16 protein-coding genes are annotated in these 18,280 nt (G+C 72.1%); 10 read left to right on the top strand and 6 right to left on the bottom strand.

Going from position 1 to position 18,280, the window contains the following annotated elements:
• The first annotated feature begins 22 nt into the window (after positions 1-22).
• Positions 23-700, top strand: coding sequence for a DNA-3-methyladenine glycosylase (locus MRBLWS13_RS12260; protein WP_349425644.1), 678 nt, complete (start codon positions 23-25; stop codon positions 698-700).
• On the opposite strand, the gene MRBLWS13_RS12255 is transcribed toward MRBLWS13_RS12260, so the two are convergent.
• Entirely contained in the window at positions 684-5,807 is a 5,124-nt protein-coding gene (locus tag MRBLWS13_RS12255) for a hypothetical protein (RefSeq protein WP_349425643.1), read from the bottom strand. The two genes, MRBLWS13_RS12260 and MRBLWS13_RS12255, sit on opposite strands and share 17 nt — an antisense overlap.
• 392 nt (positions 5,808-6,199) lie before the next feature.
• Between MRBLWS13_RS12255 and rpmB the strand changes: the two genes are divergently transcribed.
• The 3 genes from rpmB to rpsN are packed head-to-tail and all read left to right on the top strand — an operon-like array spanning position 6,200 to position 6,915.
• The gene (gene rpmB / locus MRBLWS13_RS12250) at positions 6,200-6,436 is read left to right on the top strand and encodes a 50S ribosomal protein L28 (protein WP_055832508.1); all 237 of its coding nucleotides are present in this window, start codon (positions 6,200-6,202) and stop codon (positions 6,434-6,436) included.
• Positions 6,436-6,606: a 50S ribosomal protein L33 gene (gene rpmG, locus MRBLWS13_RS12245; protein WP_005051772.1), complete on the top strand. Its 171-nt coding sequence runs from the start codon at positions 6,436-6,438 to the stop codon at positions 6,604-6,606. The genes rpmB and rpmG overlap by 1 nt, the downstream gene beginning before the upstream one ends.
• A 3-nt stretch (positions 6,607-6,609) precedes the next feature.
• Positions 6,610-6,915 carry a 30S ribosomal protein S14 gene (rpsN, locus tag MRBLWS13_RS12240; protein ID WP_163615787.1) on the top strand — a complete coding sequence of 102 codons (306 nt, stop codon included), beginning with the start codon at positions 6,610-6,612 and terminating at the stop codon, positions 6,913-6,915.
• Positions 6,916-6,996: 81 nt separating this feature from the next.
• On the opposite strand, the gene MRBLWS13_RS12235 is transcribed toward rpsN, so the two are convergent.
• Entirely contained in the window at positions 6,997-7,581 is a 585-nt protein-coding gene (locus MRBLWS13_RS12235; RefSeq protein WP_349425642.1) for a TetR/AcrR family transcriptional regulator, read from the bottom strand.
• Positions 7,582-7,716: 135 nt separating this feature from the next.
• On the opposite strand from MRBLWS13_RS12235, the gene MRBLWS13_RS12230 reads away from it, so the two are divergent.
• Together MRBLWS13_RS12230 and MRBLWS13_RS12225 are read left to right on the top strand one after the other, a co-directional pair.
• Complete coding sequence (locus MRBLWS13_RS12230) at positions 7,717-8,064, top strand: DUF1048 domain-containing protein (protein WP_349425641.1); 348 nt, start codon at positions 7,717-7,719, stop codon at positions 8,062-8,064.
• 135 nt (positions 8,065-8,199) lie between these two features.
• Complete coding sequence (locus MRBLWS13_RS12225; protein ID WP_349425640.1) at positions 8,200-9,330, top strand: alpha/beta hydrolase; 1,131 nt, start codon at positions 8,200-8,202, stop codon at positions 9,328-9,330.
• 151 nt (positions 9,331-9,481) lie between these two features.
• Here MRBLWS13_RS12225 and MRBLWS13_RS12220 read toward each other — a convergent pair whose 3' ends face one another.
• Positions 9,482-10,336: an alpha/beta hydrolase gene (locus tag MRBLWS13_RS12220; RefSeq protein WP_349425639.1), complete on the bottom strand. Its 855-nt coding sequence runs from the start codon at positions 10,334-10,336 to the stop codon at positions 9,482-9,484.
• Positions 10,337-10,560: 224 nt separating this feature from the next.
• Between MRBLWS13_RS12220 and MRBLWS13_RS12215 the strand changes: the two genes are divergently transcribed.
• The 3 genes from MRBLWS13_RS12215 to MRBLWS13_RS12205 all read left to right on the top strand — a co-directional run bounded on the left by MRBLWS13_RS12215 (position 10,561) and on the right by MRBLWS13_RS12205 (position 13,754).
• Complete coding sequence (locus MRBLWS13_RS12215; RefSeq protein ID WP_349425638.1) at positions 10,561-11,154, top strand: TetR/AcrR family transcriptional regulator; 594 nt, start codon at positions 10,561-10,563, stop codon at positions 11,152-11,154.
• A gap of 210 nt (positions 11,155-11,364) precedes the next feature.
• Positions 11,365-11,652, top strand: a complete 288-nt coding sequence (locus MRBLWS13_RS12210; RefSeq protein ID WP_045301792.1) for an HU family DNA-binding protein — start codon at positions 11,365-11,367, stop codon at positions 11,650-11,652.
• A gap of 122 nt (positions 11,653-11,774) precedes the next feature.
• Entirely contained in the window at positions 11,775-13,754 is a 1,980-nt protein-coding gene (locus tag MRBLWS13_RS12205) for a cytochrome c oxidase assembly protein (protein ID WP_349425637.1), read from the top strand.
• Between the two features lie 39 nt (positions 13,755-13,793).
• On the opposite strand, the gene MRBLWS13_RS12200 is transcribed toward MRBLWS13_RS12205, so the two are convergent.
• The 3 genes from MRBLWS13_RS12200 to MRBLWS13_RS12190 all read right to left on the bottom strand — a co-directional run bounded on the left by MRBLWS13_RS12200 (position 13,794) and on the right by MRBLWS13_RS12190 (position 17,739).
• Entirely contained in the window at positions 13,794-15,593 is a 1,800-nt protein-coding gene (locus MRBLWS13_RS12200; protein ID WP_349425636.1) for a SulP family inorganic anion transporter, read from the bottom strand.
• Between the two features lie 55 nt (positions 15,594-15,648).
• Positions 15,649-16,707 (bottom strand): hypothetical protein, encoded by a 1,059-nt coding sequence (locus MRBLWS13_RS12195; protein WP_349429050.1) that lies wholly within the window; start codon positions 16,705-16,707, stop codon positions 15,649-15,651.
• A 198-nt stretch (positions 16,708-16,905) separates the two neighbouring features.
• Positions 16,906-17,739 carry an NAD(P)/FAD-dependent oxidoreductase gene (locus MRBLWS13_RS12190; protein WP_349425635.1) on the bottom strand — a complete coding sequence of 278 codons (834 nt, stop codon included), beginning with the start codon at positions 17,737-17,739 and terminating at the stop codon, positions 16,906-16,908.
• Positions 17,740-17,793: 54 nt separating this feature from the next.
• Between MRBLWS13_RS12190 and MRBLWS13_RS12185 the strand changes: the two genes are divergently transcribed.
• Positions 17,794-18,276: a MerR family transcriptional regulator gene (locus MRBLWS13_RS12185; RefSeq protein ID WP_349425634.1), complete on the top strand. Its 483-nt coding sequence runs from the start codon at positions 17,794-17,796 to the stop codon at positions 18,274-18,276.
• The last annotated feature ends 4 nt before the right edge of the window (positions 18,277-18,280 follow it).

Below are 18,280 nucleotides of genomic sequence, written 5' to 3'. Positions count from 1 at the left end.
GCGCGGACGTAGACTCGGCGGCATGGTGCGGGAGCTCTGGAAAGCGGCGACCCGCGCCGCCCTGCAGGGCCTTCCCGCCGACGTCGCGCCGAGCCTGCTCGGTGCCCGGCTCACGACCGTGGTCGAGGGCGAGACCGTGGTGCTGCGGCTCACCGAGGTCGAGGCGTACCACGGCCGCGGCACCGGCACGGTGCCCGACCCCGGATCGCACGCACGCATGGGGCCGACGCCGCGCAACGCCACGATGTGGGGCGAACCCGGGCACCTGTACGTCTACCTCAGTCACGGCATCCACTCCTGCGTCAACGTGGTGTGCGGACCCGAGGGCGTCGCCGGCGGAGTGCTGCTGCGCGCGGGTCAGGTGATGGAGGGGACGGATGCCGCCGCCCGCCGTCGTCCGGCGGCCCGCACGCAGCGCGATCTCGCGCGCGGACCCGGCCGGCTGGGTGATGCCGTGGGGCTCCGGCATCCCGTGCACGACGGCATCGACGCGATCACCGGAGCGCCCCACCACGGCGCGGTCGCCCGTCTCGAGCTGCTCGCGGAGCCGCTGGCGGAGGTGGCTTCGGGCCCGCGCGTGGGCGTGGCCGGTGTCGCCGGCACCGCCGAGTTCCCGTGGCGGTACTGGATCCCGGGCGACCCGACCGTGTCGCCGTTCCGGTGGGGGCGCGGCGCCCGCGAGGTCAGCGAAGCGATGTGACGGCCGTGATGGCCGCCCGCAGCTGCTGCACGCGACGCTCGTAGCGCGCCGCGATGAAGATCAGCACGGCGCCTCCGATCCCGAGCCACAGCCACCACGGCACTGCGACGTACGACGTCGAGATCCACGGCCACAGCTGGGCGATCCCGTGCACGAGCACCACGGCCGACCCCAGCACGAGCGGCGCCTGCAGCGCGAAGACCGCGCCGATGACCACCAGGCCGACGGCCACGACGCCGAGCGCGACGATGCGCCACAGCTCGGCCTCGCCGAAGAAGTCGTAGAGCAGCGACGGCAGCAGCAGCAGTGCGAGCCAGGGACCGAGCGCGGGCCAGGTGCGCGACTCCGGCCGGCGCCGCAGCGTGCGAGCACCGTAGGCGATGCCGCCGAGCGCCGCCGGCACCGTCACGAGCTCCACCGGGTCGACCCCGAAGGCGAAGAACGCCAGCAGGCCGAAGACGGCGGTGGTCAGGGCCGCGATGACGGCGGGCGCAGCGCCCAGGCGGCCCCGCCACACGGTTCCGACGTACGCCGCCGCTGTCAGGATCGTCATGGTGGTCGCCGTCCGCACCTCGTCCAGGCCGGTGCCGGTCGCGAGCAGGGTCAGCTCGGCCGCTCCCACGAGCACCGTGGCGACGGCGAGGCCGGTGCCGACGGTGATGTCCACACGTCGCGAGGTCGTGGCGCGCATCGCGGCCATCGCGACCGCCACCGCGATCCCGGCCGCCGCGACCACCCACAGGTCCGCTTCGAACCCGGGGTCCCCGGCGACGGCGAAGAACCGGACGCCGCAGCCGACGGCCGCCACGACCAGCCCGCCGACGGCGAGCACGGCGCCCAGGGCCGCCCACCGCCGGAGCCCGAGGACCGAGGCCCCCGCCACGGCGGCCGCGCCCGCGATCGCCACGGTCACCGCGACCGCCGCCGGATCGTCGCCGGTGCGCAGCAGGGTGGTCGCGGCGAGCAGGACCACGCCGGCGGCGGCGAGCCCGGCCGCAGGACGCGCCTCGGCGAAGGTCACGGCGGTGGCGGTGAGGCTCACCGCGACGGCCACGGCGCCCACGGCAGCCGTGGCCGCCGCCGCGTCGCCGAACTCGAACCACGGGTCGACGAGCACGCGCACGCCCATCGCGAGCGCCGCGCCGGCGAGGATCAGCGCCGACGGCACCCGCACGCGCCACGCGTCGGGGATCGGGGTCAGCGAGAGTGCGACCGCGGCGATCAGCGCGATGCCGATGAGCAGCCAGACGCGCGCCGGCTCCGCCGCCACGAGGAGGCTCGGCACGGTGGCGATCACCAGCGCCGCGCACCACATGTACTGCTCGCCCGCCGGCCAGGTCGACCCGGCGCGGCGGCGGCGCCGCACCGCCAGGACGGCTCCGAGCCCGCAGGCCGCGGCGACCGGCAGCGTGGCGAACTCGATCTCTCGGGTGCCGCCGGCGAGCACCGACACCGCGGCGAGGGCTATGGCGCCCGCCAGCGCGGTCCATCTGGTCGCACGGGCCAACGGCGCGCGCCCGATCGCGGCGGAGGCGAGGTGCGCGGCGAGGAGCACGGCGAGCGCGCCGGCGACGACGGCGCCGTGGCCGGCGGAGCCGAGCACCATGAGCGAGGCCACGCCGAGCGCGATCGGGGGCAGCGCGACCGCGTACCCGTGTGAAGACGTCCGCTCCGGCCGTGCGCCCGCGAGGCCCACGCCGGAGGCGTAGGCGACGGCGACGAGAAGCGCGAGCCACGCCGTCTGCCACGGCCAGGCGTCCGGCGTCCACTCGACCGCGCGATCGACCGCGACGAGCCCCAGCGCGAGGAGGGCGACCGCCGAGCCGGCGACCGACGGCGGACGGATGCCGCGCACCGGCGGCGCCGCGAGCAGCAGGCACATCGCCGCCGAGACGAGCGCGACGACGGTACCGAACAGCGGCTCGTCCGCCGCCGACGACAGCCCGGCAATGCTCACCGCGCCCCAGATGGTCGCCGCGGGCCAGACGAGGCCGACCGTCAGAGCGAACCCGACGGCGACGCTCCCCTCGGCGCGGCGCCGCAGGCGCACGAGGATCACGGCAAAGCCGGCAAGCACGACGGCCACCGGGATCGCGTACGCCTCGAGCGTGAACTCGGCGTCGGGGGTGCCGGCGCCGAGAAGCGTCCACCACGCCGCGCACGCCGCGATGGCCGTCGGCCAGGCGAGAACGCGCCGCAGCGCGGCGCCGACCGGGACGCCGGGGCGTCGCGTGGCGAACAGGTCGTCCGCAGGGTCGCTCGCGACCGGTGCGGCCCAGCCTCGGGTGACGGATGCCGCGCCGCACGCGAGGGCGACCAGTGCGAGCAGCGCCCACACGAGGTCGGGGGCGATGCCCCAGACGATGCAGAGCCCCGTCAGCAGCGCGCCGAGATCGGCGGCGGTGCGCGCCCGGAGGGGGACGAAGGTCGGCGCGACCGGCGTGGCAGGGTCCGGGGTGCGGGGCACTCCCGCCGCCGGGGCCGCCGTCGCCGCAGGGACCACCGGAGCCGCAGGGGCCGTCGGTGCTCCGGTTGGTGCGAACCGCGCGATCGCGGCGGTGGCGATGGTCACGAGCACCGGCCCCGCGGCCAGTACGAGCGTCGCCCAGCCCTCGTCGCTTGCGCCGGCCATGTCGAGCGCGGAGTGTCCGAGTGACGCGATCGCCGGGGCGATGAGCAGCGCGGCGGCCGCCACCGCGTGTCCGCGCAGCCGCGTGCGACCGACGGCGATGAGCGCCAGCAGCGCGAGCAGGGCGACACCCCGCACCAGCCCGAGCAGCGGTTCGCCGACGACGGCGACGGTGGCCGCGGTCGCGGCATCCGTCGCCACGTCGTCGGCGGCCGCGACCAGCGTCCACACCAGCGTCAGCGTCGTGAGCGCGTATCCGGATACGGCGAGGCCGACGCGGCTCGCCGTGTCGATGCGCAGGAAGGCGGCCGCGGCGAGCGTCGCCAGTGCGACCCACTGCAGCAGCGCGAGGGCGACCGCAGGTCCCGAGCCGGTGAGCCCAGTGGCGGCGCCGAGGGCGGCGGGCGCGATGATCGCGGCCACGACGCCGACCCCGACCGGCGTCAGTGCGAGCAGGACCGCGAGCGGGCCGGCTGCGCGGCGGACCGCGCGCAGCACGATGGGGTAGCCGGCTGCCACGGCCACGCCGATCAGCCAGAGCCAGGGGGTCGCGGTGCCTGCGGCGAACGCGGTGATCACCGCGATCGTGCCCGCGATGCTCGAGCCCCCGAGCGATAGAGCACGGGGGACGGATGCCCGACGGCCGGCGGCGTCTGTCTGCGTGCCATCGTTCGTCCCCGCGTCCGGCGCGCCGTCGACCGAGGCGGAATCGCGGGCCTCTCTCGCGGCGTACGCCGAGGCGCGGGCGGCGCCGACGAGGCTCGCCACGGCCACGAGCAGGGCCGTGCCGACCAGCACTGCCGGGACGGCGGTCCGCGCGGCCGCCGACAGCAGCAGCACGGCGACGACGACGGCGCGCAGGTCGCTCAGCACCGGCCGGCGCAGCGTGGGCGCGGCGAACAGGAGTCCCGCCATCGCGACGGCCGCCGCCACCGCGATCACGGGCGCCTCGGCGGCCGAAGCCGGGAGGGCGAAGGCGTCCGTGTGCCACAGGGTCCATCCCGATGCGACCGCCGACTGCGCCTGCAGCAGCCAGACGACGAGCGTCCCCGCGATCGACCCGCCGCCGATGATCGCGGCGGTGAGGGTCGGGGGCACCAGCGCACCCGATGCGCGTCGCGCGCGGGCGACGTCCAGCGCGACGGCGATCATCACGGCCAGGACCGGGCCGACGAACAGCGTGAACACGACGTCGTCGAGGCGCAGTGCGAGCTGCCAGCCCGCCAGTCCCGCCGCCGCTGCCGCCACGCTCGAGGCGATGCCGGCGATCACGACCGCTCCGGGGAGCGGTTCGACGCCGGCGCGGGGATGCGCGGCCCACGCGTGCGCTGCCCCCAGCACCGTCACGAGCGCGCTGGACCACACGACCACCGGGGCCGCGTCACCCGTCGCCACCGCGGCGGTCACGGCGGCGCCGATCAGCGAGCCGATCCCCGCCAGCGCGAGGATGAGGCGCTCGGGCGCACCGGCCGCACCGCTCCTCGCCGCCGACCACGGCGCGGGCAGCGCGTGGGCGAGGCCCCCGACGGCAGCGCCGAGGATTCCCGCGGTCACGGCCTCCCCGGCCGGGAGGTCGACGACACCGCCCACGAGGAAGGCGACGCCGGCCGGCAGTGCGAGGGATGCGGCGAGATCGGGACCGCGCAGGCCCGAGATCCTCGCCCACAGCCGGCACACGACGGCGACGACGAGCGCCGCGACTCCTGCGTAGACGGCGGCGTCCGTGGAGCCGGCGCCGAACAGGTCATTGGCCCGCACCGCCCAGGCATCCAGCGCGAGCAGGCCGACACCGAGCACACCGATCGCCTCGGCGGTGGCACCGAGGTCGCGCCGCCGCAGCCACGAGGCGAGCACGACCGTCGCGAGCGTGATGCCGCCGATGATGAGCGCCCGCATCTCGATCCCCGCGACGAACCACGCCAGCAGCAGGAAGAACACCGCGGCCACACCCACGAGCGAGACGCCCACGATCAGCAGCAGCACCGGCACCGTGAGCCGGCGCCGGGGAGCGGATGCCGTCGGCCCGAGTGGCGCGGCGGGATCCGTTCCCGCACCGGCGAGGAGCGTCGCATCGGAGTCCGCCGCCGTCTGCGCGAGGACGGCCTCGGGCGCAACGACCTGGTCGGCGGCCGAGGGGGCGATGACGGGAGGGCTCGTGGCCGGATCGAGGACCGTGCCCGCCGCGACGAGCTGCGGGGCTGCGGCAGCCGTCATCTCCGCGTGCGCCGCCGCGAGCGACGCGCGCGACGCCGAGGCGAGACGGATCTCGTCCATCAGCTGCTGGCGGGCGAGCTCGACCGAAACGATCTCTCGGCCGAGCTCGAGCACCCGCACGGCGCGCGGATCGGTCAGCTCGAAGCCGCAGGCCGGGCAGGTGGCCGCCGAGATGGCGGCGAAGCACGACGGACAGCGATGCGCGTCTGCGAGGTCGAACGGCGACGCCGGCCACAGCCGGGTCTCGCCAAGCGGCTCGGTCATCTGCGTCGTCCTCTCCCACGCCGGAATGACGAACATGCTCCACCAGCGGAAATCACGCGCGGCAGAGTTTGTAGACAACCGCAGGGGCCGCCGTCGTGCAGAAGGCTATCGTTGGACGACCTGTCAGGATGGATTCCGGCACCGGAATACGTCGATCTGCGGCCGCACGCCGCTCGCCGAGAGTGCCACGAATGGCGGAGATCGCTCCCGTCAAGCCCGACACGCCGTGCATGCTAGACTCTCTCTTTGTCTGCGCGCACTCCAGCACGCAGTTCGCGCCCTCATCCTCACGCCTCAGGCCGGTTGATCCCGGTCCGTCGGCTTGTCGAAGGGTGCAGACAAGGGATCTTGGGTGGGGCCGTCCGGCTCCACGGTACTAAGGAGACATCACTATGGCAGCAGTGTGCCAGGTGACTGGAGCAGTTCCCGGCTTCGGTCACAACATCTCGCACTCGCACCGCCGGACGAAGCGCCGCTTCGACCCGAACGTGCAGAAGAAGACCTACTTCGTTCCGTCGCTGGGTCGCAACATCAAGCTCAACGTCTCGGCCAAGGGCATCAAAGTCATCGACGCCCGTGGCATCGAGTCGGTCGTCCGTGACCTCCAGGCGAAGGGTGTGAAGCTCTGATGGCCAAGAAGGCTCAGGACGTCCGTCCGATCATCAAGCTGCGTTCCACCGCGGGCACGGGTTACACCTACGTCACGCGCAAGAACCGCCGCAACAACCCCGACCGCATCGTGCTGAAGAAGTACGATCCGGTCATCCGCAAGCACGTCGAATTCCGAGAGGAGCGCTGATCCATGGCTAAGAAGAGCAAGATCGCGCGCAACGAGCAGCGCAAGGCGGTCGTCGACCGCTACGCCGCCAAGCGCGCCGAGCTGAAGAAGGCGCTCGTGTCGCCGACGTCGACCGACGAGGAGCGCGAAGCCGCTCGCGTGGGCCTGCAGAAGCTGCCCCGCAACGCTTCGCCGGTGCGCGTGCGTTCGCGCGACGTCATCGACGGCCGCCCCCGCGGTGTCCTCACGAAGTTCGGCATCTCGCGTGTCCGCTTCCGTGACATGGCGCACCGCGGCGAGCTGCCCGGCGTGACCAAGTCGAGCTGGTGAGCATTCCCGGTCGCTGAGACCACAGCCGGAAGGCCCGGAGTTCCTCGGAACTCAGGGCCTTCCGCGTTTTTGCGATCGCGCTCACCCCATCGCGCGCAGCCCGGCGATGACGTGGTCGACACGCGCGCGGATCTCGTGCTCGTCGGGCAGGCCGAGCCGATACACGAGCCGGTGGTAGATCGGGCCGTAGAACAGGTCGAGGGCCACCCCGAAGTCGGCGTTCTCCGGAATCTGACCGGCGCGCTGCGCGGATCGCATGCGCTCCTCGAATCCCGCGATGCTCGGCACGATCAGCTGCTCCCGGATGGATGCCGCCAGCGCGGGATCCCGCTGCCCCTCCGCCACCAGTGCGGCGAGCGGCGACGTGTCCTGCGGGCTGATGATCGCGACGACGTTGCTGAGCTGCGCGCGCATGTCGGCGGCGAGATCCCCCGTGTCGCCGTGGCGCGCGGTCCGGTTGGCGACTTCCGAGACCGCATCGAGCAGCACCGCGCCCTTCGACGGCCACCAGCGGTAGATCGTCTTCTTGCTCACGCCCGCGCGATCGGCGATCCCCTCGATCGTGAGCTGGGCCAACCCGTTCTCGCGGCACAGTGCGAGGGCGGCGTCGAGCACGGCGACGTGAGCGCGCTCACTGCGGCGGCTGGGGTCGGGTGCGGCATTCATGCATCCAAACTAGACGCTACGTGTCGTGTTGCGGCTCGGAGGGGACGCCTGCTAGCGTCCGGTGACACGATACGTAGCGTGTCGCTTAGAAGTCAGGCCCGGTAGAGCCCGACCCCGGCGCAGAAGGAGAACCCCATGCCGAGTCAGAGTCCGACGATCACCGGCACCGCCGATGAGCCCACGCTGTCGCCGCCCCGCACCGCCCGGATCGCGGCGCTGCCCGCCGAGTTCCGTGCCGCGTTCGGCACCTTCGAGACCTACCTGGCGGACCGCCGATCGATCGGAGAGGCCGACGCGACCGCCGGTGCCCTGGACGATCTGGCGCTCCTGTTCGAACACGCGGCCGCCGACGGCATCCCGATCCGCTCCGTCGTGGGCGAGGAGCCGGCCGACGTCGCCGAGGCGCTCCTCGAGAACCATCTCGACGGATCATGGAACGCCGCGATGAGAGCCGCGCTCACCGCGGCGATCGACGCCGCGTGACGGCCCGCCTCTGACTGCTCACAGATGGCCGAGGCCAGCACGCGGTCACTCCCCGTTTCCGCTCGGTGTCAATACCCGTCAGCGCCGCGGGCTCCGGCCCTACACTCGGCATGACGTCATACAGGGGAGTGATGGATGCCGCTGGATCCGTTCTTCGAGGAGCGCCTGCGTGTGCACCGCAAGTATCTCTTCGACCAGGCGCTGGGCTCGGTGCGCTCGCGGCTGAGCGCGCTGTGGCCGTTCGCCAAGGGGCCCGCGGCGATGACCGGCATGGGAGGCGGCCCGACGCCGGCAGCAGCCGCCCCGCCGCAGGACACCGTCTCCCAGGCATCCGCCGCAGCGCCGCCGGTCGTCGGACCGAACGCCCGTGCGCGGGCACGGCACCGCCAGGCCGCTCTCGCGTGGGACCGCCGCGAGCTGCACAAGGTGGGTCTCGCGGGACCGCGGATCCGCACCACCGAGCACGTCGTCGAGGTGTCCGGCCATCCCGACGTTCGTGTGCGCGTCTATCACCCTGACCCCGACGCCCCTCCGGCGCGGGGCGTGCCGGGCGTGCTGTCCTTCTTCGGCGGCGCATTCCGCATCGGCGGCATCGGTTATCCCACCACGGATGCCGCGAACCGGCGTCGCGTGCACGACGCCGGCGTCGCGGTCGCCGCGGTCGACTATGCCCTCGCACCGGAGCATCCGTATCCCGTGGCGGTGGAGCAGGCGCATGCAGCACTCGAGTGGCTGTTCGCTGCGGCCGACGAGCTCGGGATCGACGCGCACCGCATCGGGGTGGCGGGCACATCGGCCGGAGCGAATCTCGCCGCCGCGGTGACGCTGGTCAATCGTGACCGAGGCGGCCGTCCTCTCCGGCTGCAGGTGCTCGAGGTCCCCGTGGTCGACCTGACCGGCGGCCACCTGGACCTCGGGGCGACACGAGCCCTCGGCATCCCGCGGTTCATCGCCCTGCGCGAGCTGCGCTCTGTGGCGCGAACCTATCTCGCCGACCCGCGCCAGGCGCGTGAGCCCTATGCCTCACCGCTTCTCGCCGCATCCCTCGAGGGCTTGCCGCCCGCGGTGATCCTGACGGCCGAGTACGACCCGCTCCGTGGCGACGGCGACGCATACGGGGCGGCGCTGCGGCGGGCGGGGGTGGAGGCGAGTGTCGTGCGATACCAGGGCGTGACGCACGACACCCCGATCTTCACGGCGGCGCTTCCCGCTGCGCGGCGCTGGCACGACGACGTCGTCGCCGCTCTGCGAGGCCTGCACGCCTGACGCGATGAGGCCCGGGGCTCTCGCGAGCCTCGGGCCTCTGCGTCCCACCGCGGACACCGGCCGAGACACCACTCGACCGCTGGGCCACCACACAGGGCATGGTGGCTCAGCGGCGAAGTGGTTTCCCGCCGGCGCAGGGCGGGGCATCCGGTTACTGCGCCGCCTCCGTCTCGGGAGCCTGCTCCGTCTCGCGCACCTGGTGCGTCGTCGCCCATTCGAGCGCGTAGTCGGCGATCTCCTCCCAGCCATCCTGGCTCACCAGCCGGTGGGTGCGCCCCGGGTAGGTCTTATACTCGACGACGGCAGGGCTGCCGGACGCCTTGTACTTCTTCACGATCGCCTCGCCGATCGCCGGCGGCACGACGTGGTCGATCTCGCCGGTGATGATGAGGAGCGGTGCGCGGCCGGTGCGGCCGTAGTCGACGTGCGTGACGCCGCCCTTCTCGTTCAGCACCGAGAGCACGCCCTCGAAGAAGACCCGGTTGTACGAGTTCACCGCGAACTCCTCCCACAGCTCGTCGGACGCCGCGCGCGGAAGGTCGTTTCCGAAGGTGAAGTGGAAGTGCCGCTTCGACAGCGGCTTGGCGCCGTTCTTTCCGAAGGGGTTCGCGAGGATCGGCGTGCCGGTCCACAGTGTCGAGAGCGGGAGGGTCGTGACGCCGGCGGTCTGCCCGGGAGCGACGCCCACGTAGGCGACACCGAGGTCGCGGTCGGCGAGCATCTGGGTGAGGACTCCCCCGAAGGAGTGGCCGATGATGATCGGCTTCTCGGGGAGGGCGCGGATGATGCGCTCGTAGTTGTCGGCGATCTGCTTCAGGCCGGTGCCCTTTAGCGCCTCGGGGTTCCGGCGGATGTCTTCGACCGAGCGGTCGTCGATGCCGGGCCAGCCGGGGACGATCACCTGGTGGCCGGCGGCGCGGAAGCGCTCGGCCCACGTGTCCCAGCTCTTGGGGGTCATCCAGAGGCCGTGGATGAGGACGATCGGGGTCTTGGTCGTGGTGTTCATGTCGTGCTCCTTGTGTGGGTGATGCGGTGGGTTCTGTTGTGGTCTCAGGTTCCGGATCCTGGTGTGTCTCCGGCTGATGTGACCGATGGTAGACCGAACGTTCTATGTATGCAAGACTATTCCCAGAAATTCTTGAAATGATTCCGGAGCCCGATTCGGGCCGCGCTTCCGCACCCGGTCAGCGGGCAGAAACGATGGCACGATGGAGGACTGGAAGGGGATCCATGAGCACCACCGTCGCCGCGACCACCGCGGCACATCGTCCGTCGCCCGCCCGCGAGCGGCTTCTCCAGGCGGCGACCGACCTCTTCTACAACGAGGGCATCCACTCGGTCGGCGTCGATCGCATCATCGAAGAGGCGGGTGTGACCCGTGCCACGATGTACAAGCAGTTCGCCGGCAAAGAGGGTCTCGTGCTCGCCTACCTCGAGGGCGAGGACCAGGGCCTGCGTTCACTCTTCGCCCAGGCGGCAGAGGTCTCGGACGACCCCGACGTGCTGCTGGACCTCGTTGTCGCGGGCATCGAGCAGGACATCCGGGAGCGGCACACGCGCGGGTGCCCGTTCATCAACGCCGCGGCCGAGTACCCCGACCAGGGTCCGGTCCGCGACCTCATCGCCGAACATCGCGAGTGGTTCCGCGCCACTCTCCGCCAGCTCGCCGAGGGCGCCCGGCTGCGCGATCCCGAGGCGGTCGCGGCGTCCCTCGTGCTGTTGCGGGATGCCGCGCTCGTCGGCGGCTATCTCGACGGTCAGGACCGCGTCGGTCCCGCGTTCGCGCGGACGGCACGCGAGCTCATCACGGCGCACCGAAGCTGAGCATCGCGGGTGAGAACTCGTCACATCAGCCCCATCAGTCACACCAGTCACACGACACGCGGCCGATAACCTCAGAAATCCGCGAAAATACGCGGATCTGTCGGTCGTGTCAGGTACATTCGGTCCCGGTCGAACCGACCAGCCGGGGGGCGAAGCCATCCGGTCCCAGCAATGACAAGACGGCATCCGCCGTCTTTGGAGGACAACCACATGGCCGACAAGACCATCACCAAGACCGAACTCGTCGCGAGCATCGCGAGCGCGACCGGCCAGAGCCAGTCGGCCGTCTCGGGCGTGCTCGACTCCCTCTTCTCCACCGTCTCCGACGCGGTCGCCGCCGGCAGCAAGGTCTCGATCCCGGGCTGGATCGCGTTCGAGCAGGTCGCCACCTCCGCTCGCACCGGCCGCAACCCGCAGACGGGCGAGGAGATCAAGATCCCCGCGGGCAAGCGCGTCAAGGTCACCGCGGGCTCGAAGCTCAAGGCTGCCGTCAAGTAATCCGACGCAGACCTCCGGAGAGGGGATGCCGCGACCCGCGGCATCCCCTCTCCTGCTGTCTGCGCGGGGCATGCCGCCGGGCCTCGCTCAACGACCGGAATTCGGCAACGTAGGCTTGGGGGGTGAACCCCCGCGCGCTGCGGGCCGTCGGGCCCACGATCCTCGTCGTCGCCGCGCTCGCGGTGATGGTGTGGGCGCTGGCCTTCGGCGGCGGCGCCGCGCCCCTCGCGATCGCCGATCCCGGGCCGTGGGTGCGCTGGGGGCTGCCGACGGCGAAGCTCGTCGTCAACCTCTCGGCCGCCGGCATGGTCGGCGTGCTGGTCACCGCGCTCTTCGCCCTGCGCGCCGGCGAGCGCGAGTTCGACATCGCCCTCGACACCGCCTCGATCTCGGCGGCGGTGTTCACGATGGCCGCCGCAGCGACCGGGTTCCTGACCTTCATCGACGCGTTCAACCCCGTCATCAGCATCGGCCCCGAGTTCGGCGCCCAGCTCGGCCGCTACATCGTCGAGACCGAGGTCGGCCGTACGTGGCTCATCACCACCCTCGCCGGCGCCGCCCTCACGGTGCTGACCTTCGCCGTGCGGTCGTGGACCGCCACCTTCTTCGTCGCACTGCTGGCGGCGGCATCCCTCGTCCCCATGGGCACCCAGGGCCACTCCGGCGAGGAGGCCTTCCATCACGAGGCGATGACGGCCCTGATCCTGCACATCCTCGCGGCCGCGGTGTGGCTCGGCGGACTGCTGCTCGTGGTGATCGTACGGCCCCTCCAGTCGCGCGAAGGCAGTGCCTCGACGGTCGCGCGCTACTCGAGCATCGCGCTCGCCGCCTTCGCGGTCGTCGCGGTGTCGGGCACGGTGCGCGCCGCGATCGGGCTGCGGGACTGGTCGGCGCTGCTGTCGCCCTACGGCGTGATCCTCGGCGTGAAGGTGCTTGCGCTGATCGTGCTGGGGCTGTTCGGCGCCTGGTACCGCACGCGGCTGATCGGTCGCATGCGGGAAACCGAACGGGCCGCGCGGTCGTTCTGGACCCTCGTCGGATTCGAGCTCGTGCTGATGGGCGCCGCGAGCGGAGCGGCGGCCGCCCTCGCCCGCACGCCCCCGCCGGTCGCCCCCCTCATCCCCGAGACGCCGACACCGGCAGAGCGCCTCACCGATGCCCCGCTGCCGCCCGAGCTGACGCTGGACCGCTGGCTCACGTCGTGGAACATCGACCTGCTGTGGGCGATCGTCGCCGGCTTCGCGATCTTCTTCTACCTCGTCGGAGTCTGGCGGCTGCGTCGCCGCGGCGACGCATGGCCGGTGTACCGCACCATCATGTGGGTGGCCGGCTGGCTGCTGCTCGTCTGGGTCACCGGCGGCGTCATCAACGTGTACCAGGACTATCTGTTCAGCATGCACATGGTCGGGCACATGCTGCTCACCATGGCCATCCCGCTGCTGCTGGTGCCGGGAGCGCCGATCACGCTCGCCGCGCGGGCGATCCACAAGCGCGACGACGGCACGCGCGGCGGCCGTGAGTGGCTCCTGTGGGCGGTGCACTCGCCGGTCGCCCGCGTGCTGACCAACCCCTTCATCGCCGCCGGCCTGTTCGTCGGTTCGCTCTGGGTCTTCTACTACACCGAACTGTTCCGGTGGTCGCTGTACGACCACCTCGGGCACGAGTGGATGATCGCGCACTTCCTCATCACGGGCTACCTCTTCGTGATGAGCCTCATCGGCATCGACCCGGTCCCCTACCGCCTGCCCTATCCCGGCCGGCTGCTGCTCCTCATCGGCGTCATGGCCATGCACGCGTTCTTCGGCATCGCGATCATGATGCAGGAGGGCCTCATGATCGCGGAGTGGTTCGGCGCGATGGGCCGCACCTGGGGCGCCACGCCGCTGGAGGACCAGTACACCGGCGGCGGCATCGCGTGGTCGATCGGCGAGATCCCGACCCTCATCCTCGCCATCACCGTCGCGATCCAGTGGAGCCGCAGCGACGACCGCGAGACCAAGCGCCGCGATCGGCATGCCGACCGCACCGGCGACGCCGAGCTCGAGGCGTACAACGCCCGCCTCGCCGCCCTCGCCGAGCGCGACGCGCGCACCCGCGGCTGACGCCGCTCCGCAGGCGGGGACGTGCACGGCCGGTGACGGCTACGTCTCCGGAGCCGGTGGGTCCTCGGGAGGCGGCCGGTCACCGGTGTCGTCCGGGAGAGGAGCGTCCCGCCCGGTCGCGGCATCCCATCGCGTCCCGGCGATGTCGCCGCGCAGCGTTCCGGTCACGTCGTCGACCGCCGCGCCGACCGTCGGCGCGAACCGGTCGGGCGAGAAGCGGTCCGTGAGGCCGAACCTGGCCAGCGTGTCGACGACCGGCGACTTCATCTCGGCGATCACGAGACGGATGCCGTGCACGCGCAGGTACTCGTCGAGCTCGACCAGCTCGTCGGCCGCGGTGGTGTCGATATCGGTGATGGGCTCGGCCGCGAGGATCACCGTGCGTACGCCGTCGCCTGCCGCGCGGACGCGTGAGCGCACCCAGTCGTCGAAGATCGCGCCGTTCGCGAAGAACAGGGGCGCGTCGAACCTGACGATCACGATCCCGGGAACACGGGTCGCCGCCGGATTGCGCGACATGTCGTGGTAGCCCCGCAGGCCCTGCACACGCCCCAGTTCGGCCTTGTACGGCCGCCACGAGCGGTTCACGAATGCGACGAAGGACAGAGCGATCGTGATGACGATGCCCTCGAGCACGCCGAAGACGAGCACGCCGAGGAACGCGGCCAGTGAGAGCACCGCGTCGACGAGATGGATCCGAACGAACCGGGCGAAGCCGCGGACGTCGATCAGGCTGATCGCGGCGCTCGTGACCACGGCGGCGAGCGTGGCCGACGGGAGGAACTGCGTGAGCCCCGGCAGGGCGAGGATGAACACGATCAGCAGGAGGGCGCCGACGACCCCCGTGAGCTGAGTGCGCGCCCCCGCCTGCTCGGCGACCGGGGTGCGCGACGAGGAACCCGACACGGGGAAGCCGCCGAGAGCACCGCCGGCGATGTTCGCGATGCCGAGCCCGGCCATCTCCTGGCTCCCGTCGACGCTGTCGCCTCGACGAGCGGCGAACGTGCGCGAGAGCACGGCGGTGTCGGTGAACGCGATGAGCGCGATTCCCGCGGCCGGCAGTGCCAGGGCGGCGATGTCCGTCAGCCGGAGGCCCTGCAGCGCGGGTGCGGGAAGGCCCTGCGGGAGGGCGCCGACGACGGGCAGCAGGGTCGAGATGCCGAGCAGCGCCGTGAGCGCCGTCGACACCACCACGACGACGAGCACCCCCGGAATCCGCGATCGCAGTGCCTTGAGTGCGTAGATCACCACGAGAGACCCGACGCCGAACGCGGCCGCGATCGGGTCGATCATTCCCGAGGCGATCTCCTGGACGATCGCTGCTGCGCCCTGCCAGGGCGAGGATGCGTCGATCGAGAATCCGAGCAGCGCCGGCAGCTGCGACACGATGACGATGACCGCGATGGCGTTCAGATAGCCGACCCGGATCGGCTTGGACAGCAGATCGGTGACGAACCCCAGGCGCACCAGGCCGCCGACGACGAGCAGCGTCCCGACCATGATCGCCAGCAGCCCCGCGAGCGCGACCGCACGGGCCGGGTCGCCGAGCGCGAGCGGGAGGATCGCGGCCGCGACGATGGGAGCCAGTGCCGAGTCGGGACCGAGCACGAGCACGCGTGACGGTCCGAAGATCGCGTAGGCGAGCAGCGGCACGATCGTGGCGTACAGGCCGGTCTCCGGCGGCAGTCCGGCGACGACCGCGTAGCCCATCCCCGCGGGGATGAGCAGCGCCGTGACGACGATGCCCGCCCGCACGTCGGGCCACAGCCACGCGCGCTCGTACCTCCGCGCCACGGCGACAGCCGGAACCCAGCGGGCGAGACCCTTCACTGCCGTCATCATCGACTCCGGCATCCATTCTGGCGGAAGCCCGGGGCTGCCGTCCCGGGCGCGGTCAGGTGGTGTCGGGACCGGTGACCACGATCGACGCGGTGCCGTCCGGCTGCACCGTGATGGTGCCCTTGACGATGAACGGCACGTCCTCGCTCACCGCGCGGACCCGGCCGTCGAAGATCGAGCGGATGTCGACATCGATGTGCGCGACGGCCTCGGCGGCGAGGATCGACCAGCCGGCGCCGTCGGGCTCGACCGCGACGGTCGGCTGCTCCACGATCGACCACTTCGGCAGCGACACGATCCGGTCCTGTACGAAGAAGCCGAACGGGCAGGCGGTCGGCTGCAGCACCTCCTGGGTTGCGCAGGCGGTCAGGAACTCCTCGACCTTCTGCTGCACGACGCTCATGAACTTCTCGGTCGGCTGCGACTGCACGTTCACGGGGATCGCGTGGAACGGACTGTCGGACAGCACGGCCACACCCGGGGTGCTGGAGATCGCCGTGTCGACCGACACCGAGTACAGGCCCGGAGAGAACACCAGGAGCGAGACCGGCGCAGCAGGATCGGCATCCGCCCCGTCGGGCGAGACCTGACGCTTGTCGATCTCGAAGCCGTTGACGTCGAACACCATCGAGCCGCTGACGCCGAGGTTCATGACCGCGAGCGGGCTCTCGGCGAACCGCCAGGTCGGGGCGAGGCCGATCGTGCCGTCGCGTTCGACGGAGAACGTCGTGCGCCCGTCGTAGCCGCGGGCCCGGTACTCGATCGTCACCTGCGTGACGTCGCCGTCCTGCTCGGCGGACACGACCTCCACGTCGCTGATCGGGGCGAGGGCGGCACTGCGCAGCAGCGCCTCGGACGCCGTCGAAGGGAGCCCGGCGGCCTCGAGCTCCGCCGAGGTCACGGCCACGCCGGGCACGGCGAGCGCATCGGCCGCGCGGCCCTCGGCCAGGAGGTCGACGTAGCGTTCGACGAACGCCTTGGGGCTGTAGAACTGGCGCTCGATCACGCCCCACGCGGCGAAGACGGCCAGGATCAGCAGAACGCCGACGAGGCCGAGGAGCGACAGGTCGACGGCGAGACGACGGCGTTCGCGGACCTTGCGCGGCGGCTGGATGAGCGGTTGCTCGGCGGTTCCGGCCGCGGGCGCGGGGGTCGCCTCGACGGCCGGCGGCGCGCTCGCGCGACCGGATGCCGTGTCCAATGCCCCCTGGTCCACCCGGCCAGTCTAGGAAAGACTCGCCGGGAGGCCGCTGTGGACGGAAACATTGTGGACTCCCCGTCTCTTCGGGGCGTCGGCGATCGTTCGCCCAGGTCAGGCCATGATCGCGTCGCGCACCGCGCTCGCGCCCGCGAGCTGGCCCGAGGCGATCGCCGCCGCCAGCGACACCATCGGTCCCGGCACGGCGGCGAGGTGGGCCATGTCGCCGCCGGCGTAGACGCCGGGCACGGTCGTGCGGCCCAGCGGGTCGATCTCCACACCCCCGCTCGGCAGGATGCCGCAGCCCAGCTGCTCCGCGAACGGTGCGCGCTGCGCCGACGTCGCAGCCGTGAAGACGCCCGCGACGCGTTCTGCTCCGCCCCCGACCAGCGCGAGCTCGAGACCGCCGTCCACCTCGGTCACCGCTCTGACGTCGGCAGGACGGGCGATGAACGCGGACGCGACGACGGGACGCAGCATCCGGTCGATCATGGCGCCGTGCTCGCCCTCGATGAGGATGCCGATGCGCTGCCCGGCGAACTCGTGGCCGTGACAGAACGGGCATTGCGCGACACGGCGGCCCCACTGCTCGGCGAGCCCGGGGACGGCGGGCAGCTCGTCGCGCATGCCCGTCGCGAGCACCAGGCGGTGGGCGCGCTCCAGCCCCTGCGTCGTGGTGACTTCGAAGCCGCCGATCGCGCCGGCCACCGCCGTGACCTCGACCGCCCGCACCTCGACGGTGTCATAAGCGGCGAGCTCGGTGCGGGCGATGCGGCGCAGCTCCTCGGGGCTGCGGCCGTCGTTGGTGAGCAGATTGTGCGCGTGCTCGACCGTGGCGTTGCGGTACTCCCCGGAATCCAGCAGCAGCACGCTCCGGTGCATGCGGCCGATGGTGAGGGCGGCCTGGAGGCCTGCGGGGCCGCCGCCGATGACGATGACGTCGTACATGGGTGTTCCTCTCGTCGGGTTGCGTCGAGGTCGATCCTGTGACTTCATGTCGACATGAAGTCAAGTCTGTCGATCGGGGATACCGCGGCCCGGTTCTCGCTGCCCACGCACGTGCTGCGCCACTGGGAGGACGTGGGCCTGCTGCATCCGCAGCGCGACAGCGGCGACCGGCGGCGCTACGGCGACGACGACCTGGTGCGAATCGGCGTGATCGTGCGCAGCAAGAGCGCGGGCATGAGCCTGGAGCAGATCGGCGTGCTGCTCGACGCGCAGGCGCCCGAGCGCCATCGGGTGCTCGAGGAGCACCTCGCCGACCTCGCGCGGCGGATGGCCGACATGGAGCGATCGCGCCTGATGACCGAGCACGCCCTGAACTGCCGCTCGCACGACATCACCACGTGCCCGCGGTTCCGGGCGATCATGGACGAGGTCGTGGCGGGCACGGGCACCTGGCGCGAGGCCGAGACGCCTGTGGACAACGACGCGCACTCCACCGATCACGGCGCGCACGGCCGCGATGCGGCGGCGGCTCGTTAGCATG

It is taken from the genome of Microbacterium sp. LWS13-1.2 (assembly GCF_040144835.1).
In the GTDB taxonomy this organism is placed as follows: domain Bacteria; phylum Actinomycetota; class Actinomycetes; order Actinomycetales; family Microbacteriaceae; genus Microbacterium.
This window is presented reverse-complemented; position numbering and strand designations above follow the sequence as displayed.